Source organism: Flagellimonas zhangzhouensis (assembly GCF_900102925.1).
Lineage (GTDB): Bacteria > Bacteroidota > Bacteroidia > Flavobacteriales > Flavobacteriaceae > Flagellimonas > Flagellimonas zhangzhouensis.
The window spans coordinates 1,296,124-1,317,590 of the sequence record NZ_FNKI01000002.1; the positions used below are offsets into that span (position 1 = coordinate 1,296,124).

The following is a 21,467-nucleotide window of genomic DNA, read 5'->3' on the forward strand; positions in this document are numbered from 1 at the left end:
ATAATGGGAATGCAGTTTAAACATCCAGAAATTCTTTGGGCACTTTTTCTTCTTATCATTCCTATTCTCATTCATTTATTTCAACTAAGGCGATTTAAAAAAACACCTTTTACCAATGTGGCCATGCTACAAAAGGTGGTTTCCGAATCACGTAAAAGCAATAGCCTGAAAAAATGGTTGCTCCTATTCACCCGCCTACTGTTATTGGTTGCCCTAATATTAGCCTTTGCCCAACCTTTTTCATCTTCCGTAACAGCTTTGCAAGAAAAGGAAACCGTTATTTATTTGGATGATTCGTTCAGTATGCAAGCTAAAAACAATGGATTTTCATTGCTCGAACGTGCGGTTCAAGACCTGATTAAAAACAGTGAGCAAGAACAAGTTTTCAGTTTATTCACCAACGAAAAAACCTTTGCCAACGTCACGATAAAGGACATTCAAAATTCGCTTTTGGCACTCCCTTTTTCACCCAAACAATTAAACCTGAATGAGATTGGATTAAAGGCAAACACCCTGTTTTCAAAATCGTCAGCCACTATAAAAAACTTGATTGTCATCTCCGATTTCCAACAACGAATATTGGATTCAAATTCGGAATTGGATTCTACACTGAATGTCCATTTGGTGCCCATGCAGCCCCAAGACATTGGAAATGTTTCCATCGACTCCATATATTTTGAGGATAATTCTAGTGAGCAAGCATCACTCAAAGTTTTGCTTTCAGGGGGTAATGAAGAGGATAATTTACCCATCTCATTATATAATAATGAGGTGTTGATTGCTAAATCCGCCGCAAAATTCTCTTCATATGGAAATGCGGAAGTCTTGTTCACCGTACCCAACAATCAGGAGCTGAATGGGAGATTATTCATTTCGGAAAGTGGGTTGAGCTTCGACAATACGTTCTATTTCAACATTAATACTCCAGAAAAAGTAAAGGTTGTCGCTATTTCCAATTCAGATGGGGATTATTTGAATCGACTTTTTCAAGGTGAGGAATTTGAATTTCAAAAGTTCACCTTGAACCAATTCAATTATAGTGAACTGGATGAGCAAAACGTGGTGGTTTTAAATGATTTGACCTCCATTCCAACAAGTTTGCAAAATGTGTTGAACAGTTTTAAAAACAATGGTGGCACCGTAATTATTGTTCCTGCAGCGGATAGTGATATCAATAATTACAATGTATTGTTGTCATCTTTGGGTGGAACCAGATTTACCGAAAAAATAGTTCAACCCTCCAACATCACACAAATTGCTTTTGATCATCCATTATATACTAATGTGTTTGAAAGGGAGGTGACCAATTTTCAATATCCAACAATACAATCACATTTTAGACTTCAAAGCAGATTGCCCAATATTTTGTCTTTGCAGGGTGGAGAACCCTTTTTGGTAGGATTGGATGGTGTTTATGTGTTTTCAACCTCCTTAGATCTCGAAAATTCCAACTTTATAAATTCCCCATTGATTGTGCCCACTTTTTATAATATGTCACAGTCTGGATCAAAAAGTCCTCAATTATATCAAACTTTGGGTGAACCAAGTTCTATAGATATTACAACTGAGACTAGCGGCGATGACATTTTAAAAGTTGCCAAAGAGGGTTATGAATTTATTCCGTTGCAGCAGAATTTTCCGAATCGGGTTAGACTGTCGTTCGACCAACTTCCTACCGAAGATGGTATTTACTCAGTGATGCAAAACGAGCAAGTCTTAAAAAAAATAAGTTTCAATTACCTCAGATGGGAAAGTGAACTCAAATACTTATCCATTAACGAGTTGCCCAAAACCAGTACCCAAGATTCGGTTGCAAAGCTTTTCGATTATTTGAAAGCTGACAGCAACATAACCGCTTATTGGAAATGGTTTGTTATTTTAGCGTTGCTTCTGGCGCTTGTAGAGGTTATCATTCAAAAATTTGTCACATGAACATTCTGCTGAAATCGGCAAAAATTGTATGCCCAGAAAACAAGGAGCTCCACCTCAAAACACGGGATATCCTTATTAAAAAAGGAATCATTGAAAAAATTGGAGCAAAAATCGAATCCCCAGCGAATACCAAGCTGCTCGATTTGGAAAATCTTCATGTTTCTCTCGGATGGTTTGATAGCGGTGTAAGTTTTGGAGAACCTGGTTTTGAAGAACGTGAAACCATCGCCAACGGATTGTATGTTGCTGGAAAAAGTGGTTTTACCGATATCGTACTCAATCCGAATACACAGCCTGTGCCCGATACCAGTTCCAATGTGGTTTTCCTAAAGGAAAGAGGGTTGGGTAAACCCACCAACATCCATCCACTTGGAACACTTACCAAAAATGCTGAAGGGGTTGACTTGGCCGAGCTTTTTGATATGAAAAATGCAGGCGCAGTGGCCTATTACGATTTTAAAAGACAAATCAGCAATGCCAATTTGCTTAAAATAGCATTACTATATGCCCAAAACTTTGGGGGATTGGTCTATTCCTTTCCTCAAGATGGAAGCATAAAAGGGCATGGTGTGGCACACGAGGGTGAAGTTTCCACCATTTTAGGGTTGAAAGGGATCCCAGCTTTGGCCGAAGAACTTCAGATTGCCCGTGATTTGTTCATTTTAGAATACACAGGTGGTAAGTTGCATATTCCCACCATTTCTACAGCAGGTTCAGTAAAATTGATTGCCAATGCCAAGAAGAAAGGATTGGATGTAAGTTGTAGCGTAGCTATTCACAATTTGTTCTTTACGGACGAAACCCTAAAAGGTTTTGATACGCATTTTAAAGTATCCCCACCACTGAGAACAAAATCGGATACCAAAGCATTGATCAAAGGATTAAAAGATGGTTCCATTGATTTTGTGACCACGGATCATATTCCCATGGATGTGGAACACAAACGCGTGGAGTTTGACAATGCCAAAAACGGAAGTTTGGGTCTGGAATCAGCATTCGGTAGCTTAAATACATTATTCGAATTGGACGAGACCATATCCTTTTTAACCCAAGGCCGAGCAAGATTTGGTGTTGCATGTCCAAAATTGGAAGAAGGTGCTGAAGCCAACCTAACACTTTTCAATCCAGAAGGGACTTATACTTTCGAGGATAAGGACATTCTTTCCACCTCCAAAAACAGCATGTATTTAGGTGCTGAATTAAAAGGAAAGGTCTACGGAATTATCAATAACGATCAAATAGTACTGTAATGAGTGAAGTTCAGGAAGGTAAATCCGCAGCCATTGTGGCATATATCACCATTATTGGTTGTTTGATTGCCATTACGATGAATATGGAGCCCAAAAATGCTTTTGCCAGATTCCATATTCGACAAGCATTCGGAATACACGTACTATTTCATGCTTTGGCCATTTTGCTTACGTATTCCGGAATGGTCTATTTGTCCATTCCCATTTATATTTTTTATTTGGTGATTTGGGTTTTCGGCTTTCTTCAGGCCTTGAACGAAAAAACCAAACCACTGCCTTTTTTAGGTGTCTATTTTCAAAAATGGTTCACATTCATTTCATAAAACATTACAATGTCCCCCACTCCACTTTCTTTAGAATACCTTTTACGTCCATCAACTTCCAATCTCGAAAAAAAGCCAGCCCTTTTCATGTTTCATGGGTATGGAAGTAATGAAGAGGATTTGTTTTCTTTCGCTCCTGAACTACCAGAGGAATTGATGGTATTTTCGGTAAAAGCCCCCTATAATTTGGAGCCTTTTGGCCATGCCTGGTATGCCATTAATTTTGATGCCGAACAAGGCAAATGGAGTGATGATGAGCAGGCTAAGGAGTCTAGGGATAAAATTGCGCAATTTATTGATGAGGCCATAGCAGCTTACAATTTGGATGCTACGAACATTACACTTTTAGGGTTTAGCCAAGGGACTATTCTTAGTTATGCAGTTGCCCTATCCTATCCAGAAAAAGTAAAGAATGTGATTGCTTTAAGCGGATACATCAACCAGAAAATACTAGTTGAAAATTACCAAACAAAAGACCATAGCCAACTAAATTTCTATTGTTCTCATGGGCAAGTAGACCAAATAATTCCTTTGGAATGGGCGCAAAAAGCTCCAGAATTCTTAAATGAAATGGGCATCAACAATACTTTTGAAGAATTCCCTGTTGGGCATGGTGTTTCCCCGCAAAATTTCTACTCTTTTAAAAAGTGGTTGGAAATTAGGTTGCAGTAATAAGTAATTAGGAGTTGGTAATTTTAAAGTAAGATTCTTCACTCCGTTCAGAATGACAAACTCCAATCAATATGTCATTTGGGTAATTCGTGCAATTCGAAAAATTCGCGTCAAACTCTTATGAGATCCTGAAACAAGTTCAGCATGACGTTAAATTGTTTATTGGAAATTGCTAATTGTTAATTGTTCACTGTTAATTGCTCCGTGCGTACAATAAATGATCCAACATGGTGAAGTCAACGCTTAGATCATCTTTTAGTTCGTATTCCAAAAGCAGTTCACCCCAATATTTTCCATCTGAAAAATCGGTCAAGATCCATTTGTGGTTGAGCACCTTAATTTTATTGATTTTAAAATCACTTTCCATTCCCTCATACGGAATCAGAGGGTTGTCTCCAGTTTTCTCATTGGTTTCCAGTAATTTATCTTCAATATAACGTGTAGGGTTTTCCAAATTCAAATGGTCGTAGTATACTAAGGCATCATCATTGTTTTCCAAAGAAAAGTATTGCATGTCCAACACCTTTAGGTGCATGGTTTTTAGGGAATCTTCCAATTTTTCCAGTCGTACGTCCCGCTGTTGTACATCTTCCGTCAATGCTTTTTGTATATTATTGGCCGTCACAAATTGAAAAAGCACCAACAAAAAGGTGAAAACAAACAAGTATAAAAATATTCTACTCTTCAACATCTTAAATTTTTATTTGTAGGTTATCATAGGCCAAATGTACATTTTCGGGCAGATTTTTTTCCACTTCTTCATGAAAACCCAACAAATGGCTAATATGTGTAAAATAGGTTTGCTCCGCTCCCACTTCTTGGGCGAATTCCAAGGCCTCTTCTAAATTAAAATGGGAATGGTGCGGCTCAATTCGAAGTGCATTGACCACCAAAACTTTGGCGCCTTTCATTTTTTTGATTTCATCCTCATGTACTTTTTTCACATCCGTTAGGTATATAAATTCCCCAAAACGATAGCCCAAAACAGGAAGGCGGTTGTGATAACATTCAATGGGAACCACCTTCAAATCGCCCAAAGGGATATTTTTATCCTTTTCCACTTCGAACACTTGAACTGCTGGGGCTCCAGGGTAACGGTTTTCGTTGGCAAAAATATAATCAAAACGTCGTTTTAAGGATTCAACCACCCTTGCATGCGCATAAATGGGAATGTCTCCTTGTCGAAAGAAAAAAGGGCGGATATCATCAATTCCAGCCGTGTGATCCGCATGCTCGTGGGTAAACAAAATTCCATCCAAATGATCAATGGGGTTGGTCAGCATTTGTTGCCTAAAATCAGGGCCACAATCAATCACATAATTATAATCTTTCCATGAAATCAATACGGAAACTCGTAATCTTTTGTCCTTGGGGTCAGTGCTTAAGCAAACGGGATGATTGCTTCCAATAATGGGAATTCCCTGCGAAGTACCCGTGCCCAGAAAAGTAATGGTCATTTGATCATCCATTATTTCCAAAATTATAACTTATTTATTTAATAGATTGCGTTAAGAGTGTAACTTTGCCCTACGATAAACTTTCGGATATGCCCGCTATACCTAGTAAAGAAAATAACTTCGAAAATATTCCCTCTATAAAAGCAAAAACCCTGCGCATAAACCTGAACAAGGATATTTATGGGACGTTTGCAGAAATTGGAGCTGGACAAGAAACCGCAAGACATTTTTTTAGGGCTGGTGGTGCATCTGGTACCATTGCAAAGGCAATGAGTGCCTACGATAAAAGTTTTAGTGATGCCATTTATGGTGTAGAAGAGGATGGTCGATATGTGACACAGTCACGTTTAAAAAAGATGTTGGACCACGAAATGCGTTTGGTTGAAGAACGTATTGGCCGAGAAAACAATCCAGATTACCTCTACTTTTGTTTTGCGAATACTGTAGCAACCATCGATTTCTCGAAAAGATATAAGGGACACGGTTGGGTTGGACTTCGATTTCAGCTAGATCCAAATCAAAAAGAATATGACGAAATTGTACTTCATATTCGATTTAAACAAAATGAAGCCCGTTTACAGCAAGAGACTTTGGGTATTCTTGGAGTGAACTTAATGTATGGGGCGTTCTTTAAGTTCCACAAGCCTAAAAAACTGCTGAAATATCTATACGACCACATTGATAAGGATACTTTGGAAATTGATATGATCAATTTTACGGGGCCTAATTTCGCAGATGTGGACAACCGTTTGATGAGCTTGCAGTTGATCAAAAACGGAATGACAGATGCTGTTATGTTTGGTCCAGATGGAAATAACCTATTGCCTGCGGCCGTACTTTATAAAAAGAACATTTTGGCGCTTCGTGGTAGTTTTAGACCTGTGACCAAGGTGAATATGGATATGTTCCAGAAATCCTACGATATTTTTGTGCGTGAACAGACTGTTGAATACAAAAACACCATCGTGGTTTTTGAAATAACGCTATCCAACCTAAAAGCGGCTGGAGAAATTGACGAACAAGACTTTATGGACCGTGCGGAACTTCTTTGTTCACTAGGTCATAATGTATTGATTTCCAACTTCCAAGAGTATTACAAGCTGGTTGAATTCTTCAACAACTACACCAAAGCCAAAATTGGATTGACCATGGGTGTAAACAACTTGGTAGATGTATTCGATGAAAAATACTACCGACACTTAAGTGGTGGTATTCTTGAAGCCTTTGGTAAATTGTTCTTTAAGGATTTGAAGGTGTATTTATACCCAATGAAAGATCCAGAAACTGGCCAAATCTTGACCAGCAACAACGTAAAAGTCCACCCGAGAATGAAAGAATTGTACAAATTCTTCAAGTACAATGGTAAGGTGATGGATATTATTGACTACGACCCCGATGTGATGCATATTTTCTCAAGGGATGTGCTCAAGAAAATCATCGACAACGAAGAAGGCTGGGAAAACGAATTACCAGAAGGTATTGCTGAAATCATTAAAGAGAAACAGCTCTTTACTCGTCAGGTATTGGAGGAAAAGGAGTAGTTGATTGGTTATTCGTTAATGGTTCATAGTTGTTCGGTTACCTACCCTACAACTTAAAACTTACAACTCGATTTTCAGATTGCTCGATAGTTGGATTTTTTGAAGTCTGAAATTTGTTTATTCGTTTTTCGTTGATGGTTGACGGTTTTTCGGTGTCCCGACTTCTACTTTTCACTTTTAACTTTCACCCTTCAACCTTTAACCCATATCCATCAACCTTTAACCAAAACTACCCTTCCAACAACTGCGCTGCGTGGTCTTTGGTCTTTACCTTATCAATGACTTTTTCCAATACCCCATCTCCATCAATTACAAATGTGGTTCTGTGGATGCCATCGTATTCTTTTCCCATAAATTTTTTAGGTCCCCAAACACCGAACGTATTGATTACGGTATGGTCTTCATCTGCCAATAAAGGATATTGAAATTCGAATTTATCCCTAAAATTCGTCTGTTTTTTCTCAGAATCGGCACTTACACCCAAGATTTCAAAACCTTGTGCTTGCAACTCAGCATAATTATCACGCAAATTACAGGCTTCAGCGGTACAACCAGGCGTATTTGCTTTCGGATAAAAGAAAACTACCAGTTTCTTTCCTTTATAGTCACTTAGATTTATGGTATTGCCGTCTTGGTCTTTTGCAGAAAATTCAGGTACTTTATCCCCTACTTTTAACATGTTCATAGGTATTGTTTCTTTAAATTATTGTTTAATGAAATGATATGTAAAGTTAAACAATTATGACCAAACAAGAAAAGGTTGATTTCACAATAAAAACCTTGGATGAATTATATCCGACCATTCCAATTCCTTTAGATCATAAGGATCCCTACACCCTACTAATTGCGGTATTGATGTCGGCCCAAAGTACCGATGTACGGGTGAATCAGATTACACCATTACTTTTTGCCAAGGCGGACAATCCGTTCGATATGGTAAAACTTTCAGAAGATGAGATTCGGGAAATCATTAAACCTGTGGGATTATCACCCATGAAAGCCAAAGGAATTTACGGTCTTTCCAAAATTTTGATTGAAAAATATAATGGCGAGGTACCTAGGGATATTGCCCTTTTGGAAGAACTGCCCGCCGTGGGGCATAAAACCGCAAGTGTAGTAGTTTCCCAGGCGTTTGGGATTCCAGCTTTTCCTGTGGATACCCATATTCACAGACTTATGTACCGTTGGGGATTTAGTAATGGTAAAAATGTGGTACAAACGGAGCGTGATGCCAAAAGATTGTTCCCTAAAGAGCTGTGGAACCGTTTACATCTTCAAATTATATGGTATGGAAGGGAATATTCCCCTGCGAGAGGTTGGGATTTAGACAAGGACATCATCACCAAGACAATCGGTAGAAAATCAGTGATCAACGAATATTATAAAAACAAAAAGAGCCGCTAATTGCGGCTCTTTCTGTCAGTTTGACCCTTAAATTAATTTAACGTTACTTCAAACTGATGTTTTTTGTAGTCAACTACATGAATCGATTTCGAATAGCTAAGTAAGAAGTCAATTGTTCTCTTACTTGCTCTTACCGTTTTTACGGATTTTTGTTCTTCAGAGTAAATGTTTTCCATATTATAGCGTAAAAATGTTACAATTAGATAACGCCACTAAAATGGAAATATTGCAGGCTTCGTTATAATGCCCGATTAATTCGTTAAAACGATATTCTTGCGATCAACAATTTTTCTCAAATTGATCAAGGCATATCGCATTCTACCCAATGCTGTATTGATGCTAACCCCAGTGTTTTCGGAGATTTCCTTAAAACTCATATCCTTGTAGATACGCATGATCAATACTTCTCTTTGATCATCAGGCAATTCATCTATTAATAGGGTAAGATCGCTTTCAATCTGATCTTTGATGATTTGTTTTTCAACATTTAGCTTGTCATCATGTATAACAGAGAAAATATTGAAATCATCACTACCCTCGAACTTGGGCATTCTTTTGTTTTTTCTAAAGTGGTCGATGATAAGGTTGTGTGCAATTCGCATCACCCAAGGCAAAAATTTACCTTCCTCGCTGTACGATCCTCTTTTTAGGGTTTTGATCACTTTAATAAAGGTATCTTGGAAGATGTCCTCTGCAACATCGCGGTCCAAAACCTTTGAGTAAATAAAACTGGTGATTCGTTGGTTGTGCCTGTTGATAAGAATTTCAAGAGCTTTTTCGTCTCCGTCAATATAATTCTTTACTAAAATCGAGTCATTAATCTGTAGTTCCATACAAATTACTTTTTTTGGTTAAAATCACAGCCTCTCCTTTCCAAGAAAGACTTTAGTTAATAGTTTTTAATCTGTAAAAAGTAATTATTGCTGTATAGGCCTATCAGAATTTTAATTACACTTCAAATATAGATAAATAGGAAGGCGATCTACAATCTATGTTGTGAGTTGTCGATTTTTATATGTTAACTGGTGCAATATACGTATTAAGTGTTGTGAATCGTATCTTTGAGTCCCTAATTTTAGCATATGCCAGTCAATATCAACGTTGATCCAAAGCAAAATATCATCATAAAAGGTGCCAAGTTGCACAACCTTAAAAATATTGATGTTGTTATACCACGAAATAAGTTGGTGGTTATTACGGGTTTATCCGGTTCAGGAAAATCTAGTTTGGCTTTTGATACCCTTTATGCCGAAGGACAACGCAGGTATGTGGAAAGTCTTTCATCTTATGCCAGACAGTTTTTGGGCAAGTTGGACAAACCCAAGGTGGAATATATTAAAGGTATAGCACCAGCGATTGCAATTGAGCAAAAAGTGAATTCCACCAACCCAAGGTCAACTGTTGGAACTACGACTGAAATCTACGACTACCTTAAATTAATGTATGCCCGTATTGGCAAGACTATCTCCCCTGTTTCAGGTAAGGAGGTGAAAAAGAACACCGTTACCGATGTCATAAATTATATAAAGGAATTGCCCGAGGGTGAAAAATTATTGCTTTTGGCTCCCATTCAAATTAAAGAAGACAGGGAACCTTTAAAATCGTTGGAGCTTTTTTCCAAACAAGGATACGCTAGGATAAAATACAAAGGTGAAGTCTTACGAATAGACCAAGCACCTGAAGATATCGGCCGTGAATTTAATTTGGTGGTAGACCGAATCATTGTAAAGGATGATGAGGATTTTTACAATCGATTGGCAAACGCAGTGGACAATGCCTTTTTTGAAGGCAAAGGAGTTTGTGCAATTGAGAACTTGGCCAATGGAGAAACTAGAACCTTTAGCAATCAGTTTGAATTGGATGGCATGAAGTTTTTAGAACCCAATGTGCACTTGTTCAGTTTTAATAACCCTTATGGTGCATGTCCCAAATGTGAGGGCTATGGTGACGTTATCGGAATTGATGAAGATTTGGTGATTCCCAACACTGCGCTATCGGTGTATGAAAATGCTGTTTTTCCATGGAGAGGTGAAAGTATGAGTTGGTACCGTGATCAATTGGTCAATTCGGCCTATAAATTTGATTTCCCCATTCACAAACCTTGGTTCGAACTTTCGGAAGCACAGCAACAATTGGTTTGGGATGGCAACGAACATTTTGTGGGGTTGAATGAGTTTTTCGAACAGCTTGAAGAAAAAAGCTATAAAATCCAGAATAGGGTAATGCTTTCTCGCTACCGTGGAAAAACCAAATGTACCATTTGTAAAGGAAAGCGATTGCGTAAAGAAGCCAATTATGTGATTGTGGGAGCAAAATCCATTTCTGATCTGATTGAACTTCCCATTAAAAAATTGATTCCTTTTTTTGAGGAACTCCAATTATCAGAACACGATTCCCAAGTTTCCAATCGCTTGTTGAAAGAAATCACGACCCGTTTAGAGTTTTTGGACAAAGTTGGTTTGGGCTACCTTACCCTCAATAGAAAATCAAACACACTATCTGGTGGTGAAAGCCAACGAATCAACTTGGCCACTTCATTAGGAAGTAGTTTGGTGGGTTCTATGTACATTTTGGACGAGCCGAGCATTGGATTGCACCCCAAGGATACCGAAAACTTAATTGAGGTTTTAAAATCCCTCCGTGATTTGGGAAATACCGTGATTGTAGTGGAGCATGATGAGGATATCATGAAAGCAGCGGATGAAATCATTGATATTGGTCCAGAAGCAGGAACTTTGGGTGGAAATGTAGTGGCTGCTGGTCCATGGGAAGTCATTTTAAATTCAGATTCGTTAACGGCTTCATACCTTAATGGCACCTTGGAGATTGAAGTGCCAAAAGAACGTCGTAATTCCAAACATTACATACAAATAAAAGGAGCGCGCGAGAACAACCTAAAAAACATCGATGTTACTTTTCCTTTAAATATGCTTACCGTGGTTACAGGAGTTTCGGGCAGTGGAAAAAGTACGCTCATCAAAAAAATATTGTATCCTGCCATTTTAAAGGAAATTGGAGGATATGGAGAAAAAGCAGGTCAGTTTTCCTCTATCGAAGGGAAATATGCCCACATAAAGCATGTGGAATTTGTGGATCAAAATCCCATTGGCAGGTCGTCGCGTTCCAATCCTGTTACCTATATAAAAGCCTATGATGATATTCGAAGCCTTTTCGCTTCCCAAAAATTAAGTAAGCTTCGAGGATATCAGGCCAAGCATTTCTCATTTAATGTGGATGGTGGTAGATGTGAAAAATGTAAGGGCGAAGGTGAAATCACCGTGGAAATGCAATTTATGGCCGATGTGCATTTGGAGTGCGATGCCTGTAATGGAAAGCGTTTCAAAAAAGACATCCTTGAGGTTAAGTTTGAAAATAAAAACATTGATGATCTTTTAAATATGACCATCGATGATGCCATAGAGCATTTCAAGACCTTTAAACAGACCAAAATTGTAAACAAATTACAACCCCTTCAAGATGTTGGATTAGGTTATGTTACTCTCGGCCAGTCATCTTCTACCCTTTCTGGCGGTGAAGCTCAACGTATAAAATTGGCTTCGTTTTTGGTGAAAGGACACACCAAAGAAAAGGCACTTTTCATCTTTGATGAACCCACTACGGGACTTCATTTTCACGACATTAAAAAACTACTTAAATCTTTTGATGAGTTAATTGACAAAGGACATTCGGTTATTGTAATCGAGCATAATATCGACCTCATCAAATGTGCCGATTATATCATTGACCTTGGTCCTCAAGGAGGTGAAGATGGTGGTAATTTAGTTGTGGAAGGCACCCCTGAAGAAATCATATCAAATAAAGCATCATACACTGTCAGCTATTTGAAAACCAAGCTTTAATAAGCTTATTGGGAATATCACCAATTCATATGCTCCTCTTTTTCAACATTGTAGGATATCACTTATAAAATCAGGGAGTTTTAAAATTTAATTGCTGCTTCCTGATTTTTTTCGTCAAACCAAAATGGCGAACCGTCAACTCAAACCCCCTATCCGTTAATTGGTAGCAACACCGCATTTACCTTAAAACGATATTTACGGATTGATTGCTGTTCCCAAATCTTCCTGAGTTTATCATAAAAGCAATTTGGTGAATGGTGACCAACCACACCAAAAAGCTAACGTATGCTAACACAACTACTCCCAAATAAAAGGACCACCACTTTTTTGGTTCTATTGCTTATACTATTCTTCTGTTCCATAAGTCTTTTTGGAAAATATAAGGACCATAATTCTTTGTCCGTAAAACATGAAGAAAACCCTACCCCCTACGTTCCCCAAATTTCATTTGAAAAATCTGGGTTTGCCGTTGATTGCAACACGATTGCATACACCTTTACTTTAAAAAACCAAAGTACAGAAGGGGAAATCTTTATAGACGTTGTTCTAAACGACCCAATGCTTGGAGGGGTTTTAAACATTCTCCCAAGTGGAGACACCAATTTAAATGATAAACTTGATCCTGGTGAAACTTGGGAATATAGCGACCAATATAATATTCAACCAACTGACATAATAGCTGGTGAAGTAACCAATCAAGCAACTGTAACTGCCAATGTTGAAGGACAGGGGGTTAATGTTATTGAAAATGCTGAAGCCACTGTAGATCTAACCAACTGCCAAAACCCAACTATTGGTATTATCAAATTTGGTGATATACAAGATTTAAATGGTGATGGTTGTCAAGAGACTATCATCTATATGATTACGGTGCAAAATACAGGTAATATGCCCTTAGATCAAGTGGTGGTAACAGATCCAGTGGTATATGAAGGGAATATCCCTGGTCCTGCAGCTGCTGATGATATAGGCAATGACGGAATTTTATCACCAGGTGAGACATGGAACTATACCTTTAATTGGCTAATTGACACTGACTTATTGATTGGTGGAAATATGGATAATCAAGCCATTGTTAATGCTGAAATTGAGAACACTAACACGCAAGTATCCGATTTTTCGCATCCAGATGATTTTAACAGTGATGATTTCACTTCAACACCAGTTGACGATCTCGATTGCATAAATTTTGCACAAATCGGTTTAGTTAAAGTAAGTGATGGTTTCGTGGATGTAAATCAAGATGGATGTGATGATAGTATCCTTTACAAATTTACAGTGACCAATACTGGAAATGTTGCACTTTACAATATTGTAATTGAAGATGAAGATGTGCTCGGTTTAGCAGATATTCCAGGTCCCACCGAAAACAGTGATGTGGGAATGGATGAAATACTTTCAGCAGGCGAAACTTGGACCTACGAAGCACTTTACGCCATTAAACAAATCGATATTGATAATGGAAGCGTAAATAACCAAGCATCTGTTGATGCGTATACCGTTAGTACCGACATTCTGATTGAAGATAATTCTCATGCCAGTGATCTTTTCATGGATGGAATTACCAGAACACCTATTAATGTTGCATGTGCTGAGGGTGCAGGAGGCATTGGGCTCATAAAAAAAGGGGAATTATATGATCTTGATGAAGATGGTTGCGAAGAAAGTATTCTTTATGAATTCACGGTGACCAACATGGGCGATGTGGACCTTAAAGATATTGTTTTGGAGGATGAAGAGTTGTTGGGACTTGCAGATATTCCTGGACCTCTGGACGGAGACGATATTGGAGGGGACGAAGTACTTTCCGTGGGAGAAGTTTGGACCTATCATGCTGTTTATGCCATTACACAAGAAGATATAGATTTTGGTTCCGTGGTGAATCAAGCAACGGTTATGGGTAAGACGGTAGGACTTGAATTGCCTGTTTCTGATAATTCAGATAATACCGATAATTTCAACAATCGATGGACAAGGGTTATTGTCACTGAAAGTTGTGCCGATGGTAATCCAGAAATTGCATTAATTAAAACGGGAGAGCCAATCGATGTTGATGAAGATGGCTGCTTCGAAAGTATCCGTTACACTTTTACCGTAACCAATGTTGGCGAAATAAATCTCCATTCCATTGTTGTTGAAGATGAAGATCAATTGGGTCTGGCAGATATCCCTGGGCCAACCGATGGTAGTGATATCGGTTTAGATGATATTTTATCCGTTGGTGAGGTATGGACCTATGAAGCCATTTATGCACTTAAACCAGACGATATTGATGCTGGAGAAGCAATTAATCAAGCTACCGTGGTTGGGCTTACCGTTGGCCTAGATCTCCCAGTGGTGGACGACTCCGATTTTGACAATAACAATGATAACAACGAAACCCATACCCTGGTCGACAATAATTTCTGTACCGAAGGGTCTGGTGCCATAGCACTTATAAAAACTGGCGTTGTTCAGGATTTGGATGAAGATGGCTGTGACGAAAGCATTCTTTACACTTTTGAGGTAAGAAATGTTGGGGATGTAAATCTAAAAGAGATCGTTGTGGAAGATGAAGATGAACTTGGGCTTCCCAATATTCCTGGCCCCCTGGAAGGTAATGATATTGGAATGGACGGAATCTTATCGGTGGGAGAAGTTTGGTTTTATCAGGCCGTGTATGACATAAAACAAGAAGATTTGGATTTGGGGGTAAAAGTTAACCAAGCAACAGTTGTCGCCAAAACAGTAGGCCTTGAACTCCCCGTAGCCGATGATTCAGATCATACCGATGAATTTAACAACCGACCCACAAGAACCGAGATAACCAATGGTTGTGTGGATGGCGGTCCTGGTATTGGATTGATTAAAACCGGACTGGTAATCGATGTGGACCAAGATGGATGTGATGATAGTATTCGTTACACTTTTAGGGTCACCAATACAGGAAATGTAGCACTTCATGAAATTATAGTGGAAGATCAAGATGAATTGGGTCTAGCCAATATTCCAGGTCCGACCGAGGGAAGTGATATTGGTATGGACGGTATGCTTTCAGCAGGAGAAGTGTGGACTTATGAAGTACTCTATCAACTGACCCAAGATGATATTGATTTAGGTGAGAAACACAACCAAGCATCGGTTACGGCATTAACTGAGGGACTTGATCTACCAATGTTCGATTTCTCCGATCACACAAACAATATTGAGGATCGTGAAACAATTACCCTAGTCCCGAATGATGCCTGTGTTATAGGTATAGGTGCTATCGGACTCATAAAAACAGGAACACCAATAGATGTAAATAATGATGGCTGTTTTGAAAGTATTCGTTATCAATTTAAAGTAACAAATATTGGTGCAACCAACCTTTATAATATTGTCGTGGAAGACGAGGATGAGTTGGGACTTGCAGACATTCCTGGTCCTTTAGATGGTGATGATATTGGTTTGGATGGAATGTTATCCCCCAATGAAACTTGGACTTTCGAAGCTATTTATGACTTGACCCAAGAAGATGTCGATTTAGGTGAAGTACATAACCAAGCCTCGGTTACCGCATTAACCGTAGGTTATGATCTACCTGTTTCAGATCTTTCCGATCACACCAACACTGTTGAAAATCGCGAAACGGTAACCATGTTCAATGAAGCCTGTATCGAAGGTGCTGCAAATATGTACCTCTTAAAAACTGGTGACTTGGTTGATGTAAATGGTGATGGCTGTTCCGATAGTATTTTATATCGATTTGAACTCACCAACAATGGTGATGTAGATATCATTGAAATATCCCTTGAAGATGAATTTATAGACCCTGACTTGATTGGGTTACTACCAGAATCCGATACCAACAATGATGGAATTTTATCCGTAGGTGAAACTTGGTTTTACGAAGCTTTATATGCCCTTACCCCAGAAGATTTGGATACAGGTGAAGTTTCCAACCGTGCTTTGGCATCAGGACTGGTAGATCAAACCAACATACCAATTACAGATTATTCACACGAAACTACTATCGATGATGATGGATTTACAATTACACTGGTTCCTGCAGGTAGCTGTTTGGGCGATGCTATACCTAGGATTACCTTAATCAAGACAGCAACTTTATCCGATTTGGATGATGATGGATGCCCCGAGAGTATTGATTATACTTTTTCGGTCTCAAATCTGGGAGATTTAGATTTACGTGATGTAGTTATTTCGGATGCTGAATTGTTTACTGCTACTATTTCAGTACCCGTTTCTGCAACCGACACCAACAATGATGAAATACTATCGGTGGGTGAAACATGGACTTTTGAGGTAAATTATAGCCTAACCCCAGATGATATAGATTCAGGAATAGTGACCAATTCTGCCACTGTTTCAGCAAATTTGGTCAATGTTGATGTTTCCGTATGGGACACTTCCGACGATAACAGTCCAGATGAGAATGATCCCACCCAAACTTTAATACCAAGTGATATTTGTGATAATACTGGTCCCATTGAAGCTTTTGAGATTTTTAATGGAATCACACCTAACAATGATGGCATCAATGACTATTTCCAAATCAATGGAATAGAAATTTACCCCAATAACAACCTGAAAATCTTTAATCGATGGGGTGTATTGATTTATGAAGCAGATGGTTACGGATTGGATTCCAAATGGTTCTACGGAGTTTCTGAAGGTCGTGCAACACTTCAAAAAGATAGAGAACTGCCGAGTGGCACCTATTTCTACATCTTAAGTTTTACAGGAGACAACCCAGGGGAAAGCAGCTACTCAGGATACCTCTATATCAACAGGGATTAATAATCATTTCAAATACAAATCAAAGCCCAATTACCTACTTTATAAACAATTAAAATGTTTAAACCAACCAAGATTCTTTGTCTTACAGCACTATTATGTTTGGTTATATCCCATATAACTTCTGCCCAACAAGATCCACAATACACCCAATATATGTACAATACCCAAATTGTGAATCCAGCCTATGCGGGATCAAGGGGTGCACTTAACATTGGTATATTGGGACGTACACAATGGATGAATCTTGAAGGTGCTCCAGAAACAGGTACCTTATCAGTTAACTCTCCTGTGGGCCGTTACAACGATATGGGCTTGGGACTTTCCCTAGTTTATGATAAAATAGGCCCTGCAACCGAATCAAATTTGGTAATGGATTGGTCCTATAAAATTTATTTGACCAATAACACAAGATTAGCTTTTGGTCTAAAAGCTGGCTTGGACATGTTAAATGTCGATTATTCTAAATTAAACATTTTTGAACCTGATGACCCCTACTTTCAAGTTACGATAGACAACAAAATTCAACCGCAATTGGGTTCTGGCCTTTACGTATATAGCGAGAAATTTTACGCTGGACTTTCCGTTCCAAATTTTCTGAACTCCAAACACTTCGATGAAAATTCCTTGAACAATGTTGATACCGAAAACATAGCCGTGGAACGTTTGCATTATTTCTTTATTACTGGATATGTTTTTAATCTGAACAGGAATCTAAAGTTCAAGCCAACTACTTTGGTTAAATATGTAAGTGGTGCCCCTCTACAATGGGATATTGCAGCCAATTTTATGTTCAATGAAAAATTTGTACTTGGAGCTTCCTATCGCTGGAGTGCTTCATTCAGTGCAATGACAGGTTTCCAGATTTCCAGAGGGTTCTTTGCAGGATTGGCCTACGACTACCAATCTACCAACATTCAACAATACAGCAATGGTTCCTTCGAAGCGTTTCTACGCTTAGAAATTTTCAACAGGTCGGACCGAATCCTTACCCCAAGGTTCTTTTAAAATTTTAGCATGAAAACAAAATACATCCCAATCATATCATTATTTCTATTAACCTTGACCGCTTGGGCACAAAATCCAAAAATTAAAAAAGCCAATGAAGAATTTGACAACTATGCCTATATCGATGCACGAAAAATTTATCTGAACATTGTTAAGGATGGTTATCAATCTGTACAGGTGTTCAAAAAATTGGCGGACACTTATTATTTCAACAGTGAATATATTGAAGCTGTGGAGTGGTACAACAGACTACTGATGAACTATCCCGAGGCCATGGAAACGGACTATTATTATAGGTATGCACAGTCCTTAAAAAGTATAGATCAATACGCGGCAGCTTCAAAAATGATGGAAAAATACCGAGAGTCTATTCAAAATTCTTTAGGTAGTAACTATAGTTTGAATGCTCTTTTAGACTCCACGGAAACAACATACGATATAATAAATGCCACCGAATCATTAGGAAGTTCAGATTTTGGTCCATCGTTTTATGGAGAAAAAATTGTGTATGCCTCGGCTTCAAAAAACACCAAAGGCAGTAAAACAGATGAATGGACAGGACTCCCCTTTCTGGATTTGTTCGAAGCAGAAAAAGATTCTCTTGGGAAATTAAAAAATCCCATTGCGCTGCGAGGAAATATAAATACACCTTATCACGAATCTTCAACTGCGTTTACCAAAGATGGGGAAACCGTTTATTTTACGAGAAATAATTACCTCAATGGGAAAAAACGGAGGGGAAAAAACAGATTGATTGGTCTTAAGATCTATAAAGCAGAAAAAAATACCAAAGGTGAGTGGACCAATATAAAAGAATTGCCATTTAATAGTGATTCCTATTCCGTAGCGCACCCCACATTGAGCATAGATGAAAAGCGATTGTATTTTTCATCGAACATGCCAGGCACTTTAGGTAAATCTGATATTTGGTATGTTGACATTTTGGGTGGGGACAATTACAGCAAACCCGTTAACCTTGGGAATACCATAAACACCATAGAGCGTGAGTCGTTCCCTTTTATTAGTGAGACCAATAACTTGTATTTTTCCAGTGATGGTCATGTAGGACTTGGTGGATTGGATATTTTTGTGGTTTCCTTGAACATTAAAGGCAATTTTTCAGAGGTAGCCAATCTAAAAAAACCTTTAAACACAAATCAAGACGATTTTGGTTTCATCATCAATGAAACCTTGAACAGTGGTTATTTTTCTTCCAATAGAGATGGTGAGGATGGTAGTGTTTCCGATGATATTTACGCATTCTATGAAAGTTGTAATGTTACCATTGAGGGCCTGGTAACAGATGCCATAACTGGCTCCCCTGTTTCTGGAGCTAACGTTACGCTGATTGATGATAAGAACAATCCGATAGACAATCAACAAACATCTGAAACAGGCACCTACTCTTTTCCAGTTAATGTAGACTGTTTAAAGCAGTATGCCATCCGAGTTTCCAATGAGACCAAAAAGTATTTGCCTACAGAAACTACTTTGACAACACCTCAAGGAAAAAATGCACTTCAAGTAAATATTCAATTGGTACCACCAGATTGCCCTCCTGAAGATCTTGGTTGCCGATTGGATCTTCAACCTATCTATTTTGATTATGGTAAATTCAATATTCGACCTGATGCCGAAGTAGAATTGGCTAAAATTTTACAGGCCTTAAAAGAATATCCACAATTAAAAATCCATATTGAATCCCATACCGATTCTAGATCAAGTTCATCATTCAATCTAAAATTGTCTGAAAACAGGGCTCGTTCCACCCGAAATTGGTTGATCGAACACGGTATTCAATCCAATAGATTAACTGCCAAAGGATATGGCGAAACTCAATTGCTAAACCACTGTTCCAACGGTGTAAAATGTTCTGAAGAGGAACATCAGCTCAATCGAAGATCTATGTTCATCATCAAAAATTAAACTTTATTTAATTGTATATCAGTGATTTATAATTATAATTATTTTTTGGCACGCTGCTTGATTAATATAGGGTGGATGTAAATAGGTACATCTTGAACTTAAAACCTTATAGTATGAAAAAGTTAGTACTCTTTATAGCAGCGATAGCTTTTGGAATACCAAGTATCCAAGCAGCATCAATAGATAATACAACCACAATTGTTGACAATTATCGATATGGAAATTCTTTCATCTTTGTGGAAGATGGAGTAACCTTTTCCGTATATCCAGATGGTGAGTTCGACTTTTATATGGACAATAGGGTCAATGTAAATGTTGGTGCCCGAATTGGTAATGTAGGTGTAACTTTCAACTCAGGCTATAACTATAACCCATTTGTACAGTACGATGATTACGGTGCTGTAGTTCAAGTAGAGAACATTCCTGTTTTTTATGATTACTACGGACGTGTTTCACAAATTGGTAATGTAGACATCTGGTATAACAATGGTAGAGTTCGTAGAATCGGTGGATTGAACATTTATTATAGAGGTGGAGTTTTTAGCCACTATACAGGATACATCAACATCTACAACAGGTATTATGTTTACAGACCATTCCACAGGTATTTTGCTAGACCAGCAGTTGGATTCTGTAATGTATACGCAAGACCTTATAGAAGATATTACAGCCCTGTAAGATATACGTATTATGCTCCTTACAGATACAACACTCGTAGAGCATACGCGAAAATTGGTAGGGAATATCGTAACGATAACCGTTACAGAAGAGATAATATCTACAAAAATGACAGGAGAGTTGCGGTACGTGACAACAACGTTCAAAGACGTGGCGATTCTGGAAGAAGCAATAGATATGTGGAACAAAACAATTACAAAAAAGGAAACAGTGTAACCCGTTCCAATAGTTCTATTAGAAGACAAGAAACTCCTACCAAAGCTATTCGTAAAAGCGATTATAAAAGAGGAGATAATGGCAATAGAAGTAGCAGAAGCGTTTCAAGCACAACAGTTACACGTTCACCCAACAAAACAAGTGTGAACACAAAAAGGGTAACTAAAGGTGACAACGGTAGAACTGTAACACGTTCCACAAAAACAAATTATAGAAAGCCAGAAACTGTAAACAGAAAATCAAGTAAATCTGTAAGCAGTCGAGGTAATGGAAACAGTAGTAGAGCGACTGTTAGTAAAAGCTCAAGGACAACAGTTAAAAGTAGTCCAAATAGAAGCTCAAGAACTGTGAAATCGAGTTCTTCAAGAGCTACAAAATCAAATAATTCTAGAAGGAATTAAATAAATTTTTAGGTTGGTTAGTT

General features: G+C 38.2%; 15 protein-coding genes. 11 read left to right on the forward strand and 4 right to left on the reverse strand.

The features are described from left to right. Positions 1-9 precede the first annotated feature (9 nt). The 4 genes from BLQ18_RS12795 to BLQ18_RS12810 are packed head-to-tail and all read left to right on the forward strand — an operon-like array spanning position 10 to position 4,177. Positions 10-1,932 (forward strand): BatA domain-containing protein, encoded by a 1,923-nt coding sequence (locus BLQ18_RS12795; protein WP_245668119.1) that lies wholly within the window; start codon positions 10-12, stop codon positions 1,930-1,932. Beyond that, a complete protein-coding gene (locus tag BLQ18_RS12800; protein WP_090296861.1) occupies positions 1,929-3,182 on the forward strand; it encodes a dihydroorotase in 1,254 nt (417 codons plus the stop codon). Before BLQ18_RS12795 ends, BLQ18_RS12800 begins: the two co-directional genes overlap by 4 nt. Next, a complete protein-coding gene (locus BLQ18_RS12805; protein ID WP_090296864.1) occupies positions 3,182-3,505 on the forward strand; it encodes a hypothetical protein in 324 nt (107 codons plus the stop codon). The genes BLQ18_RS12800 and BLQ18_RS12805 overlap by 1 nt, the downstream gene beginning before the upstream one ends. Before the next feature lie 9 nt (positions 3,506-3,514). Further along, positions 3,515-4,177 carry an alpha/beta hydrolase gene (locus tag BLQ18_RS12810; RefSeq protein ID WP_090296869.1) on the forward strand — a complete coding sequence of 221 codons (663 nt, stop codon included), beginning with the start codon at positions 3,515-3,517 and terminating at the stop codon, positions 4,175-4,177. A 193-nt stretch (positions 4,178-4,370) separates the two neighbouring features. On the opposite strand, the gene BLQ18_RS12815 is transcribed toward BLQ18_RS12810, so the two are convergent. Both BLQ18_RS12815 and BLQ18_RS12820 read right to left on the reverse strand, forming a co-directional pair. Beyond that, entirely contained in the window at positions 4,371-4,865 is a 495-nt protein-coding gene (locus BLQ18_RS12815) for a hydrolase (RefSeq protein WP_090297611.1), read from the reverse strand. 4 nt (positions 4,866-4,869) lie between these two features. After that, a complete protein-coding gene (locus BLQ18_RS12820) occupies positions 4,870-5,634 on the reverse strand; it encodes an MBL fold metallo-hydrolase (protein ID WP_090297614.1) in 765 nt (254 codons plus the stop codon). An 89-nt stretch (positions 5,635-5,723) separates the two neighbouring features. On the opposite strand from BLQ18_RS12820, the gene BLQ18_RS12825 reads away from it, so the two are divergent. Further along, positions 5,724-7,175, forward strand: coding sequence for a nicotinate-nucleotide adenylyltransferase (locus tag BLQ18_RS12825; RefSeq protein ID WP_090296874.1), 1,452 nt, complete (start codon positions 5,724-5,726; stop codon positions 7,173-7,175). Positions 7,176-7,404: 229 nt separating this feature from the next. Here the strand turns inward: BLQ18_RS12825 and bcp are convergent, their stop codons facing one another. Then, complete coding sequence (gene bcp / locus BLQ18_RS12830; RefSeq protein ID WP_090296878.1) at positions 7,405-7,860, reverse strand: thioredoxin-dependent thiol peroxidase; 456 nt, start codon at positions 7,858-7,860, stop codon at positions 7,405-7,407. A gap of 56 nt (positions 7,861-7,916) precedes the next feature. Here bcp and BLQ18_RS12835 point away from each other — a divergent pair, with 56 nt between their 5' ends. Continuing rightward, positions 7,917-8,579, forward strand: a complete 663-nt coding sequence (locus tag BLQ18_RS12835) for an endonuclease III domain-containing protein (protein WP_090296881.1) — start codon at positions 7,917-7,919, stop codon at positions 8,577-8,579. 251 nt (positions 8,580-8,830) lie between these two features. Here the strand turns inward: BLQ18_RS12835 and BLQ18_RS12840 are convergent, their stop codons facing one another. Continuing rightward, positions 8,831-9,412: an RNA polymerase sigma factor gene (locus BLQ18_RS12840; protein WP_090296884.1), complete on the reverse strand. Its 582-nt coding sequence runs from the start codon at positions 9,410-9,412 to the stop codon at positions 8,831-8,833. A gap of 249 nt (positions 9,413-9,661) precedes the next feature. Between BLQ18_RS12840 and uvrA the strand changes: the two genes are divergently transcribed. From uvrA to BLQ18_RS12865, 5 genes are all read left to right on the forward strand, one after another. Further along, positions 9,662-12,439: an excinuclease ABC subunit UvrA gene (gene uvrA, locus BLQ18_RS12845; protein WP_090296889.1), complete on the forward strand. Its 2,778-nt coding sequence runs from the start codon at positions 9,662-9,664 to the stop codon at positions 12,437-12,439. A gap of 285 nt (positions 12,440-12,724) precedes the next feature. Beyond that, complete coding sequence (locus BLQ18_RS12850) at positions 12,725-17,218, forward strand: gliding motility-associated C-terminal domain-containing protein (protein ID WP_090296892.1); 4,494 nt, start codon at positions 12,725-12,727, stop codon at positions 17,216-17,218. Between the two features lie 54 nt (positions 17,219-17,272). Next, the gene (locus BLQ18_RS12855) at positions 17,273-18,223 is read left to right on the forward strand and encodes a PorP/SprF family type IX secretion system membrane protein (protein ID WP_090296896.1); all 951 of its coding nucleotides are present in this window, start codon (positions 17,273-17,275) and stop codon (positions 18,221-18,223) included. A 9-nt stretch (positions 18,224-18,232) separates the two neighbouring features. Next, entirely contained in the window at positions 18,233-20,149 is a 1,917-nt protein-coding gene (locus BLQ18_RS12860) for an OmpA family protein (RefSeq protein WP_090296900.1), read from the forward strand. 113 nt (positions 20,150-20,262) lie between these two features. Further along, the gene (locus BLQ18_RS12865) at positions 20,263-21,444 is read left to right on the forward strand and encodes a hypothetical protein (RefSeq protein WP_090297617.1); all 1,182 of its coding nucleotides are present in this window, start codon (positions 20,263-20,265) and stop codon (positions 21,442-21,444) included. Positions 21,445-21,467: the final 23 nt, after the last annotated feature.

What these genes read in the sequence shown, in the direction of transcription:
- bcp (WP_090296878.1), bottom strand. Translation starts at nt 7,860, where the DNA reads ATGAACATGTTAAAAGTAGGGGATAAAGTACCTGAATTTTCTGCAAAA.
- BLQ18_RS12795 (WP_245668119.1), top strand. Translation starts at nt 10, where the DNA reads ATGCAGTTTAAACATCCAGAAATTCTTTGGGCACTTTTTCTTCTTATC.
- BLQ18_RS12800 (WP_090296861.1), top strand. Translation starts at nt 1,929, where the DNA reads ATGAACATTCTGCTGAAATCGGCAAAAATTGTATGCCCAGAAAACAAG.
- uvrA (WP_090296889.1), top strand. Translation starts at nt 9,662, where the DNA reads ATGCCAGTCAATATCAACGTTGATCCAAAGCAAAATATCATCATAAAA.
- BLQ18_RS12860 (WP_090296900.1), top strand. Translation starts at nt 18,233, where the DNA reads ATGAAAACAAAATACATCCCAATCATATCATTATTTCTATTAACCTTG.
- BLQ18_RS12855 (WP_090296896.1), top strand. Translation starts at nt 17,273, where the DNA reads ATGTTTAAACCAACCAAGATTCTTTGTCTTACAGCACTATTATGTTTG.
- BLQ18_RS12835 (WP_090296881.1), top strand. Translation starts at nt 7,917, where the DNA reads ATGACCAAACAAGAAAAGGTTGATTTCACAATAAAAACCTTGGATGAA.
- BLQ18_RS12825 (WP_090296874.1), top strand. Translation starts at nt 5,724, where the DNA reads ATGCCCGCTATACCTAGTAAAGAAAATAACTTCGAAAATATTCCCTCT.
- BLQ18_RS12850 (WP_090296892.1), top strand. Translation starts at nt 12,725, where the DNA reads ATGCTAACACAACTACTCCCAAATAAAAGGACCACCACTTTTTTGGTT.
- BLQ18_RS12810 (WP_090296869.1), top strand. Translation starts at nt 3,515, where the DNA reads ATGTCCCCCACTCCACTTTCTTTAGAATACCTTTTACGTCCATCAACT.
- BLQ18_RS12840 (WP_090296884.1), bottom strand. Translation starts at nt 9,412, where the DNA reads ATGGAACTACAGATTAATGACTCGATTTTAGTAAAGAATTATATTGAC.
- BLQ18_RS12805 (WP_090296864.1), top strand. Translation starts at nt 3,182, where the DNA reads ATGAGTGAAGTTCAGGAAGGTAAATCCGCAGCCATTGTGGCATATATC.
- BLQ18_RS12820 (WP_090297614.1), bottom strand. Translation starts at nt 5,634, where the DNA reads ATGACCATTACTTTTCTGGGCACGGGTACTTCGCAGGGAATTCCCATT.
- BLQ18_RS12865 (WP_090297617.1), top strand. Translation starts at nt 20,263, where the DNA reads ATGAAAAAGTTAGTACTCTTTATAGCAGCGATAGCTTTTGGAATACCA.